General features: G+C 33.6%; 12 protein-coding genes. 5 read left to right on the forward strand and 7 right to left on the reverse strand.

All coding sequences use genetic code 11. The features are described 5' to 3' along the window. The 3 genes from AC5KOD_RS03605 to AC5KOD_RS03615 form a co-directional block, all read left to right on the forward strand. On the forward strand, positions 1-286 hold a 286-nt coding region (locus AC5KOD_RS03605; protein WP_496913167.1), incomplete at its 5' end, for a hypothetical protein. A 107-nt stretch (positions 287-393) separates the two neighbouring features. Beyond that, on the forward strand, positions 394-783 hold the full coding sequence (locus AC5KOD_RS03610; RefSeq protein WP_496913168.1) for a hypothetical protein: 390 nt from the start codon (positions 394-396) through the stop codon (positions 781-783). Next, positions 767-1,012, forward strand: coding sequence for a hypothetical protein (locus tag AC5KOD_RS03615; protein ID WP_496913169.1), 246 nt, complete (start codon positions 767-769; stop codon positions 1,010-1,012). Before AC5KOD_RS03610 ends, AC5KOD_RS03615 begins: the two co-directional genes overlap by 17 nt. 872 nt (positions 1,013-1,884) lie before the next feature. Here the strand turns inward: AC5KOD_RS03615 and AC5KOD_RS03620 are convergent. Then, a complete protein-coding gene (locus AC5KOD_RS03620) occupies positions 1,885-2,175 on the reverse strand; it encodes a hypothetical protein (RefSeq protein WP_496913170.1) in 291 nt (96 codons plus the stop codon). Positions 2,176-2,422: 247 nt separating this feature from the next. On the opposite strand from AC5KOD_RS03620, the gene AC5KOD_RS03625 reads away from it, so the two are divergent. Continuing rightward, positions 2,423-2,665 (forward strand): hypothetical protein, encoded by a 243-nt coding sequence (locus AC5KOD_RS03625; protein ID WP_496913171.1) that lies wholly within the window; start codon positions 2,423-2,425, stop codon positions 2,663-2,665. An 18-nt stretch (positions 2,666-2,683) separates the two neighbouring features. After that, positions 2,684-3,118 (forward strand): hypothetical protein, encoded by a 435-nt coding sequence (locus AC5KOD_RS03630; protein WP_496913172.1) that lies wholly within the window; start codon positions 2,684-2,686, stop codon positions 3,116-3,118. Between the two features lie 566 nt (positions 3,119-3,684). Here the strand turns inward: AC5KOD_RS03630 and AC5KOD_RS03635 are convergent. From AC5KOD_RS03635 to AC5KOD_RS03660, 6 genes are all read right to left on the reverse strand, one after another. Then, positions 3,685-5,112 carry a glycoside hydrolase family 1 protein gene (locus AC5KOD_RS03635; protein WP_496913173.1) on the reverse strand — a complete coding sequence of 476 codons (1,428 nt, stop codon included), beginning with the start codon at positions 5,110-5,112 and terminating at the stop codon, positions 3,685-3,687. 36 nt (positions 5,113-5,148) lie between these two features. Then, positions 5,149-5,967, reverse strand: a complete 819-nt coding sequence (locus AC5KOD_RS03640) for a tyrosine-protein phosphatase (protein ID WP_496913174.1) — start codon at positions 5,965-5,967, stop codon at positions 5,149-5,151. Further along, complete coding sequence (locus AC5KOD_RS03645) at positions 5,967-7,250, reverse strand: PTS sugar transporter subunit IIC (protein ID WP_496913175.1); 1,284 nt, start codon at positions 7,248-7,250, stop codon at positions 5,967-5,969. Before AC5KOD_RS03645 ends, AC5KOD_RS03640 begins: the two co-directional genes overlap by 1 nt. Before the next feature lie 83 nt (positions 7,251-7,333). Continuing rightward, on the reverse strand, positions 7,334-7,627 hold the full coding sequence (locus AC5KOD_RS03650; RefSeq protein WP_496913176.1) for a PTS sugar transporter subunit IIB: 294 nt from the start codon (positions 7,625-7,627) through the stop codon (positions 7,334-7,336). Then, positions 7,624-7,956 carry a PTS lactose/cellobiose transporter subunit IIA gene (locus tag AC5KOD_RS03655; protein ID WP_496913177.1) on the reverse strand — a complete coding sequence of 111 codons (333 nt, stop codon included), beginning with the start codon at positions 7,954-7,956 and terminating at the stop codon, positions 7,624-7,626. Before AC5KOD_RS03655 ends, AC5KOD_RS03650 begins: the two co-directional genes overlap by 4 nt. A gap of 10 nt (positions 7,957-7,966) precedes the next feature. Then, entirely contained in the window at positions 7,967-9,859 is a 1,893-nt protein-coding gene (locus AC5KOD_RS03660) for a BglG family transcription antiterminator (RefSeq protein ID WP_496913178.1), read from the reverse strand. Positions 9,860-10,396 lie beyond the last annotated feature (537 nt).

Raw genomic sequence — 10,396 nt, forward strand, 5'->3', positions numbered from 1 at the left:
AGAGAAAGAGGTGATATTAACAGAGGACGTCTTTGCCATGATGGTGGGGAAAGACCAAACAGGTCATAAGAAAACAGGGCTATTTTTTATCGATGGCACCATCAAAAAAACAGCTTTAATTCCTTTTCAGCTGCATAAAGGGTTCGGGATTAAAAGAGGCGTTGCTAATCCAGTCACCTTAAGACAGATGTTAAATTTTATCTCGATAAACACCCTAAGTATGCGGCAGTTGTCACGCCTAGCACCACTTTTTCACGATTTAATGCCGCTTCTTGGGCCAATCTAAACCTCGCTAGTAGTTTCCATAAAGGGAAACAAGAAAATGGTATTAAACGTAGCTTAATTTACTTTTCTTTTGGCGCAACACTAGAGGTCCACATTGGCATTCAAAGTGTGCGACAAACGTTTCGAATTGACGTCTTAGAAGCTTGGTCAATCCAGCTTAATCATCTTTTGGGTGCTATTCCCTTGATTCAAGTAGCTGGGGTGACTAATCCGAATAATCACTACATGACGACTAAAATCAAAAATATGAATTATCACATTGAGCGAAGCAATCAAAAAAAGACAGTAAAAAAAGACCACACAAAACGAATTTGTGTCGCCTACATTTGTCCAGAAGAATTTGTTGAATCACTTCATATCTTTGCCAAACTTCTGTCTCTGATCAAAGACGGTTATCTCCAAGAAATCGATATGGAAAGCTTCCCTCGTCGTCAACGACAGCTCGTTAAACGAATTCTTAATTGGAAAGAAGGTCATACTAATGGCAACACCTCATAAACAACTCCCCCTCACTTTTAACAATAGTCAGGGGCAGATTAGCTCCTTTCAGGTCAGACATTTTCTAGACCATCTTGGCCCCCTCATTTTTCCAGAACAGCTTAACCAGATTCCCACGATGGATACCAAGAATCAACAACTACAGTCCCATCAGCTACATCACAGTCACTGTCTTAAAGCAGAACGAGTCGATACCACCAAAATCCGCTTAATGAAAATCGACGAGTAAAAAAGTCATTCTCTAAGGAGATATCAAGATAACTCGTGTTAGGCCAATTAAGATAACCTAACACGAGTCTCCTATTGTCTTCATCGCTAATCAAGTTAAGATAACACTATCATCAATTAGTAACTTACAGAAAAGTGTTTCAGTTGACAGCTAATAAATAGTTGCCTAGTTTATCGATTCATTGATACATCAACATTTTTCGGCCAACCAACTAATCGCCTATGTCAACTGAATCCAGACATGAGCCATATTTTCCGCTTTAATTAAACAACAGCGTTTAATTATTGAGAAGAAACTAGCATCTCTTATCATTTAATAACACATTATTCAACTAAATCATTACTAAAAAGTCGTTAAGACGACAGCTTACAAACATGAGGAAAGTTGATACATACACTGTTACATCAACTATTTCCCCTATAATCAATGAATCACTTATGTCGACTGAATCCAGACATGAGCTAAATTCCCCTCTTCAATTAAATAGCATCTTTTAAAAATAAAGAAAAATCTAGTATTCTTTATCGTTTAATAACACGCTATTCAACTGGCGACTTACTAAAAAGTCACTCAGACGACAGCTAACAAATATGGGAAAAGTTGATACATACATTGTTATATCAACCGTCCCCCCTATAATCCATCACTCACTTTTGTCAACTGAACCCAGACATGAACTGTATTTTCGCCATCGATTAAACAACATCGGTTAACTGTTAAATCCCCCACTCCCCCTCACTTCGGTTGTCTCATCTTTTTATAAGATCGACATGCTTCTTTATACAAAAATAATCAATCAAATGTCAGTTGTTGACTGTTAACTAATGACTTCCGATTATATAACATAATAGTGGAGGACTGAAAAAACAAGTTCAATCACTTTTTTTAATTTTCAACTCTTTAAAATAACCTTCTGTACCAATATCAACAAATAATCCTACAGAGCCACACATATCGCCGCCTAACTTCATATCCTCAACTACCAATACAGGATGCTCCATATCATTAACATATAACGTTTCCTTAGCATCATTTACAACAGCTTTTAACTTGATCCATTCATCAAGCCCAATATCGGCTGGACCTTCAAACTCACTTATTCCAAGGTTTCTAAAAAAATCAACCGGATAATTGGGGGAAAAAATAGAACTGTTCGCTTTCACTTTATAGAAAAAACATGATATTTATTGAATTGTCGTGTTTTTTCTTTTATTGAAAATAGCTTGCTAAATGCTGGCATCATACGCTTGCAGCTAATCCAAATGTAGTCTCTTCTATACCTAAAATCTATTTCATCTAATATAATGAACATTAACATACTATTTTTATCATTATCGTTCAATAAACGGGTTTTTACTGCATTTTTTTTATGATACAGTAAATGAATCAAAGATTTGGAGGGTTATTATATTGGAAAAACTAGGATACAGTCTGACTAATACAAAGTTAGTTTGGCATGGTGTTGCATTAGAATTACTACTTATCATTGTTTTAGTTTTGATTGTAAAGTTTTTAATAGGACCTAAAAAAAGTAATGTCTTTCCATCCAAAAAATCTAATTTATTATTGTTAATCGTTGCGATGTTATTGCTAATTATTATCATGATTTATTGTGGTTATTTAATGTTTAATCGCGCTATAATTTCATTTTAATGAGAGGGGGGAAGTTAAATGATTGATGTGAAGAGCAAAACAAAACGAAGGCGGAAGAACAGACGAAGAAAAAAAGAGAAGAATCCATTAGATAATCCAGACGTTTACTCTCAATTAAAACGAGAATACTTATTAAAAAATAATGAACAGATACAATCTAATGCTCCAAGCAATAAAACTGTTGATTCGATGAATAATCAAGAATTCTATCATCATATTAAGACGTCCCATTTGAATAAGCCAAATCAAAGGAGTTCTCAGCCTCTTGGTCAACATTATAATTCTCAAATTTTTAGAAAACCTAAAACTACGACAAAAATTCATTGGCGTATCATTTTTATAAGTTTATTATTTTCATTATTTCTAGCCACTATGATATTTGATTTGCCTTATCACATTTTTTTCGTGGCTATTCCTGTCACTGCGACAACTACATATTATACGCGAAATTAATTGGAGGGTTATTTATGAGTATTCATGATAGAGATTATTATAGAGCGTATCATCGAGATTTAAAAAATAAATCTATAAAAAAAGAAGAAAAGGCAAGCTATATTTGGCTATTTCATCTTACTAATAGTCTTAAGTCTAATTACCTATTTCTTTTTTTTGGGTATAGATTAAATGGTTGTTGATAATTCAGAAATTTTATTTATATTGAGTAAAGGAATCAGTACCTTTAAAACCGAATTACGAATTGACAAAAAACAAATACGCTATGATAATTTTGATATTGAAAAAATTAATGAGGTCATTTCATATTACAACAGTTGTTTACATTTGTTAACCAAAGAAGATTTTACAAAAATTGACTACCGAAGTTTAAAGAAGCATCGATTAATTAAATTACGGAGAGATACAAAGACTAAATGAGCTTGGGGCTTACGTCCCAAACTCATTTAGTCTTTTATTCAGTTTATTTAATTACAATATACTCTAACTCAACCATTTTAGCCCAAGCACCTGCTTGCTCTGTTGTTAGATTCAACGACACAACAGTATCTTTTCTAATCTCCTGTTCATTTCATTACTATCTCTCCGTTTGATGCAATGACATTTTTGTACCAATAAAAAGATTTTTTCCTAATTCGATCAAGTGACCCCTGTCCTTTATCATTTAAATCTACATAGATAAACCCATATCGTTTACTCATCTGTCCTGTTGTTGCACTCACTAAATCAATCGGTCCCCAAGTCAGGTAACCTAAACATTCAACATGATCTTCTTCCATCGCTAGCTTCATTTGCTCAATATGACTTCCTATATATTGTATCCGATAATCATCTTCAATTGTCTCGTCAATTACTTCATCTTTGGCACCCAGTCCATTTTCCGTAATCATCAATGGCAATTCATATCTTCTGTATAAATAATTCATTATATATCGCAAGCCCACAGCATCAATCGCCCATCCCCATTGACTTTTCATTAGATGAGGGTTTTGCATTCCGCCGTATAAGGTAACATCATCTGTTTGAATGGAACTAGGGATAGAAACACTCGAAAAATAATAATTCAATCCAATAAAATCAAGTTTTCCATCTTTAAACGCTTTCTTATCTTCAGCTGATACAGTCAACTCAATTCCAGTTGCCTGATATTCTGCTAGTTTATAGCGAGGAAATTGACCATGACACATTGCATCAATCTGATAAAAATCTCTATCATTATCAAAGAAAGCTTTTAATACCTCTTTCGGTTTACAATCATAAGGATAATACGGAGTCAGGCCAAAAACACATCCTACATTATTTTTTTTGTTGATATCATGAGCTAGTTTAACCGCACGAACACTTGCTAATGTCATATTGTAGCCAATCGTTGCTAGTGTTTGTTTCTTTTGGTGAATATCACTATATTTCAAACCAGCAATTAAATACGTAAAAATATCTGAGTGTTCTGCTTGAGGATCAATATGATTCATTTCATTGAATGTTACCCAATATCTGACTTTCCCATCATAGCGTTGAATGACTGTCTTACAAAACTTCAAGTACAGTTCAATCACTTCTCTATTAGCCCATGAACCATATTTTTTTACAAGATTTATTGGTAGTTCAAAATGGTACAACGTAATGATTGGCTCAATCCCAACACTAAGCAACGTATTTATCACATTGTCATAATAAACTAATCCAGCTTCATTTGGCGTAGGATCATCTCCCATAGGATAAATTCTTGACCAATCAATGGATAATCTTAAAGAAGTAAAGCCCATCTCAGCAAAAAGAGCGATGTCTTCTTTATAGCGATGATAAAAATCTATCCCAGTATGTGAAGGATATACCAAATTATTCGACAATTGTTCAGTTATCTCTCTTGGAATTTCTCCAGTCCCTTTGGTTACAAAATCCATGATAGATGGGCCTTTTCGGTCCTCATTCCAAGCCCCTTCACATTGATGAGCAGCTATGCTCCCTCCCCACAAAAAAGGTTTGTTATTCATGCCCTCCTCCTTTACTATTTATAGCACGTAAACTTTTTATTTTTCCAAAAACAACTGGTGAATACGTTCTTTTTTATCAGCTGTTACATGTAAAACTGTCTCTAAATAATTATCAATGGAACCTGACTTATTAATCATTTCATCAATAGCAGCGTTAAAATAAAGTTCCTTTGTTTGCATTAAACCAGAAAGATAATCTAACACTACTTTATTATCTGTATAGGTTTGATATTCTTGCATTCTTTTACTATTTCTTTTAGCCATACAGTCCTTTGTAAGCATATATTCTTCTAAAATATCTTGTAATGGGACTTCCAAAATCAGTAAGGTTAGTATTGCTGCTAATCCTGTACGATCTTTCCCCCCTTTACAGTGGTGAAGAATAGGTAAGGACTCTTCCTGTGTAAGGAGATTAATAAACCGCTCATATTGCTGATTGGAAAAAGAATCTGATACCAATTCTTTCATTTGTTCGGCCATTTCATCCACTTTTGCTTTGAGTCTGTCTCTGCCCATTTGCGTTTCTGCTTCTTGTAATAATGTATCTATTTTTTGCTGATCATCTACAATATTACCGCTCCCTAAAGCGGCAATATCTGCATTAGGAGATAGATGAACTATTTTAGCCGATCCAATTATTTTATCTGGTGCTATTGCAATCTCATCCTTACTCCTGAAATCAACAATCGTCTTTATACCTAATTTTTCCAAAGAATTGCAATCTTCAGAAGTTAAATTATTTAACGCATCAGAACGATACATTTGCCCATATTTTACTTTTTTCCCATTCTTAGTGCGCAGACCGCCAATGTCTCTGGTATTAAATGTCCCTGATAGTTCTATGATTTTCGGCACTATCCTTCCCCCTCAACCGCTAATTCAGATTCTTGAATAACTTTGGTTTTATCCAACAATTTAAAGAATGGTAAATAAATCAAAAATACCGTAACCATTTGAATCACTTGAACAACAGCCCCCTGCCATCCTGCTGCTAAAAAACCACTTAGTATTCCTGGCATTGACCAGGGAATATCAACCCCAACCTTAGGCATAAAACCGATAACTGTTGCTAAATACGCCTCTGATAAGCAAATAATTGGTGAAAAAACCATTGGAATTAGTGTAATCGGGTTAAACACCATTGGGATACCAAACTTCATCGGCTCACTAATTCCAAAAATACCGGGAACAAAAGAGACTTTTCCAATTGCTTTTAACTGCTTACTTCTTGATAGTAGCAATAGCATAGTTGCTAAAACAAAATGTCTCGGACCTTTAAATGTATTAAAAAAATAAGTATTTAATATATTTGGCATCGCTACCCCTGCTGCTAAAGCAGAAGCATTTGCTATGGCTAATGGACGATAAAGTGACTCGTAGATAGCTGAAGTGACACTACTGTTGATACCAAACCACCAAAATATTTCTCCCAAACCAGCAATAAGTAATAATGTTGCAAGTGAATTACTTGCTCCTTCTAACGGTTTCTGTAAGATAGTGTAGATTAAATTGTGGACATCGCCGTATGACGTCATATCTAAAACAGCGCTTACCAAAATGAACACTAACGCAACACCTATTACAGGAAATAGCGATTCAAACGAACTTGAAATCGCGCCTGGTACACTTGGATGCAAAGTAATCTTAGGCCCTCTATCTATAAAAAGAACATACAATCTTACTGAAATTAATGAAACAAAAATACTAACAAACATTCCTTTTGCGCCTAAATAGGTCAGACTCAATACATTTAGTGTATTTTCTCCAACTTGCGCCTCAACTAAAGGTGTCACAATAAAAAAACAAAGTTCAGCAATCAATATGGAATTGATTGCACTCTTTTTATAATGTCTAGACATCTCATAAGCGAGTGCAGCGGTTAAATAAATTGAAATCAAATCATTGGTCAAGGTGGTTCCTAACGTAAGATATTTAAATAACCCAATTTTCGTAATAAATTCTGTATATGGTTCAAATGGGATACTTGCTAATAAAATTGTTACTGAACCAACAATCGTTATTGGAAGAAGTCTGGCCATTCCACCCATAATTGATTTAATGATCACATTTTTAGAAAATTTAATAACACCTTTATTCACTTGATTGCCATATTTTTTCCCTATAGCCTGGATATTCATAATCTGTTTTCCTTTCTTTTCAAACGCCTTCATTAATTAATAAGTCACTAGCCAAGCTAGCTACTTACAGGCAATACGTCTACTTATTTACAATTTTCAAGAGCAAACTTAAGTACACTCTCTCCATTCATCATACCGTAATCAAACGTATCAATAACAAATACCGGCATTGAAAATTCAGCTGAAAACTCCTCTTCCCTGTGCCCAATCTGTGGCCCTAATAATAAAATATCCCAATCAGAGTAGTCTTCAACATCTGTTTCAGGTACTGCTTCAATCTCGACTTCTATTTTCTCTTTCTTTGCTGCTTCTTTCATATTTTGTACTAAAATACTTGTTGAAAAACCGCCATTACATGATAATAATATTTTTTTCATTTTATTTCTCTCCTTAGTTGTTGAATTAGCTTATAGTTACTTTGGGATTCAGCCATAAATAATTCCGCCAAATCTCTCAATACTAACGCATCCATTAAATGGTCCTGTGCATGGACCATCAGTAAAGATAACTCTACTTTTTCTCCTCTAATTTCTTTTTGAATAAGTTCAGTTTGCATGTTATGTGCCATTACTAGATCAGTCTTCGCTTGCTCAAAATGCTCGTAAGCTTTGTCATATTCGTGCTCAATAGATTCTTTCATCGCTTTAATGCAATTAGAGCGGGCATTACCTGCATTTACAATAATTTGCATAATCTCTTGTTCCATAGTAGCTCCTTTAACTTTTTTTTATTATTTTCATAAATTCTTCAAAAGAACCACAAGTTGAAAGTTTATCAACAATTTCTTTTTCAGCCATCAACTTGACTATTAACTGACTAATTCCTTGGTGTAACACCATGTGTCCTTCTCGGATATTGATTAAAAAAATACAGTTGACTAGTTTGTCATGATATATAATCGGTTCGCTTAATATGACAGTTAAAATACAATCTAGTTTTCCTAAAGGAACTATACTGTGAGGACCTGCAAGCCCATTTTCGTAAACAGTATCCAATCGCCTCTCTCTCTCCATTACTGATATCGCAAATCCTCGCTTCGCGTATCCTTTTTCTTCTAACAGAAAGGCATACTTCTCTAATACCATCAGATAATCTTGACATTTTTCGTAAAAGAAAAGCTCGTCACAAAACAAATCTTCTACTCTAATCGACTCATTAATGATGTCATAGTAATTAAAAATAACCACATTTTTTATTCGCTCAACCTCATTATCATCAATCCTTTCGCTAACGACAAAAGGTTCTACATTAAGAGCTAAATCCGAAGTAGTTGCTAACACTAGGTCGATGTCCTCTAAACGATATTTGTGAATTTTGGATTGATGAATAATCTTTACTTTTGCATTAACAAACGCATGTTCTAATTTCATTTTTGACAGATTAGACTCACTTCTCAAGTCATTATATATAAATACAATAGAACGAATTTTTTTAATATAATGTGTATTTTTTCTCTCTTGATAATTTGCAAAATGAAGTGCCAAATAACCGATCTCATCTCTAGAAAACTGATACTTATTTAGTTCTGGATGCAATTCAATAAAACGAATCGCAATTATAAACGAATTCGTATACTGAGCTGGAAGTGTTTTGAATAAAGCATTGCTTAACTCCAAATTACATGTTAAGCGTAAAATCAATGGATATAAATGTAGCAACAGCCCTTCTGCCAACTCGTTATCTTCAGAATAATCTGTATGATATTCAACATCAATTTCAGATAGCGTATTAATAATATTATTTTTCATTTCTGCCTTTGCATTCACCGGAACATCTTCTAAAACAGCTTTTCCAAAAAGTTGAGCCGCAATCATATCTAACTCTTGACTGGAAATTGACACCTCATATTTTTTTTGCATTTCTTTAATTATCTCACTTGCAGCCTGATAGTAGTTATCACTTATAAGTGTCCGATCAACAGTTATTTCTGTGACATGATTATTTTCCTTTACTCTCAGTAACAACACAGAAATGTGTAAAATAAATGATTCCAATGCTGAAGAGGTTAAAATAATATTATTCCTAACAAGGGTGTTGGCTAGAAAATCCTGAAAATACGGATCCCTTTTAATAATTTCAAATTCTTTATATATACCATGGTTGGTGTTAGAAATTTCTGTAATCACTTTAGAAAAAAGTCGTCTAACATTTAATTCCTCACCTAATATCTTTATTCCATAGTGTTTCTTTGACTCAAAGGTCAAATCATAATTTTTACAAATTTTTTTAACTTCTTTTAAAGAATTTATAATTGTTTTACGATGAATACCTAGTGTATCTGCAATCGTATCAATCGTGCAGTATCCTTGTGTACAAATTAAAAAGTAAATAATAAAGGCCGTTCGTTTCTTTTTATTTTCTACATTCCCTTCTTCATTTTTTTCAAGCTCTGTCAAAAAGGTTTGAAATGATACATTATCTTTAATGAATAACTTATACCCCACATTGCGGACAGTGATAATTTCAAACCCATTTTGATATGATTCTTCTCTCAACGATCTGATAAGTCCATAAATCTTACTTTCAGAAAATTGCGTTTTTATTTTCAAAGAATCAATATCAGCTACTCCATCAATTAAATTAATTAATACAACATATAAAGCATACATCGTGATCACTCCTTGTATTGCTATATCTCAATTATGATAGCTACGCCTTCATTTGAAAAGAGACAAAAATGAAGCTTGTACTTTTTTTTTTTCACTTAAACATTTTTTTGATATCTACTACCGAGTCAAATCTGAAATAGTAAAATGCACGTTTGAGCTGAAACAGGGTAGGCACGTGTTCCTAACTCCTGTTTCATCACGTAGGTTAAAAGGCTCGCAATTAAGGTTAGAGTTACTTGATTGATGGTACCTTGATGTGTATGACAAAAAAACGTCATCCGAAGTATGTCCCCGTAAAGAAACTTCCTCAGATAACGCTCTAATAGAATCGTTTCATTCCTGACTAAAGTCTGAAACATACTCTTTCAACAAAGAATCAATAGATTTTAATAATATTGTAATAGCTATTTTTAAGAATTGAATCAATTTCATAATTATTGGCATTGATATAACAACGTTTCTAACACTCGAAAATAGGTTACCTCCCCATTGATACTATCAGCTTTCATCCAATTTCCCATGAATTTGATACGAGAA

The organism is Vagococcus sp. WN80Y, from assembly GCF_059621045.1.